This is a genomic window from Nocardioides abyssi, from assembly GCF_030412915.1.
GTDB lineage: Bacteria > Actinomycetota > Actinomycetes > Propionibacteriales > Nocardioidaceae > Nocardioides > Nocardioides abyssi.
Genome location: NZ_JAUHJR010000319.1, coordinates 1 through 211 on the forward strand (window position 1 = coordinate 1; position 211 = coordinate 211).

The following is a 211-nucleotide window of genomic DNA, read 5'->3' on the forward strand; positions in this document are numbered from 1 at the left end:
GCCGGGCCGCCGCCGAGACGGGCAGCGACCGGGCCGGCGACCGCGGCGATCGGCTGGGGAGCCGGCACGCCGGACCCGTCCCGCCGGCCGGTGGCCGGCGGCAGCTCGACCGGCGCGCCGCGGTCGGCGGCCGCTCGGGCCGGCGCGGTGCCCACCCAGGCGAGCACCAGGGCGTCCTCGCCCGTGAGGAACCGGTGGCAGCGGACGCCGC

General features: G+C 84.4%; 1 protein-coding gene. It reads right to left on the minus strand.

Translation table 11 applies throughout. The annotated features are described in order from the left end of the window. Window positions 1-211, minus strand: a 211-nt coding sequence (locus tag QWY29_RS20585) for a hypothetical protein (protein ID WP_300963117.1), incomplete at both ends; no start/stop codon positions are given.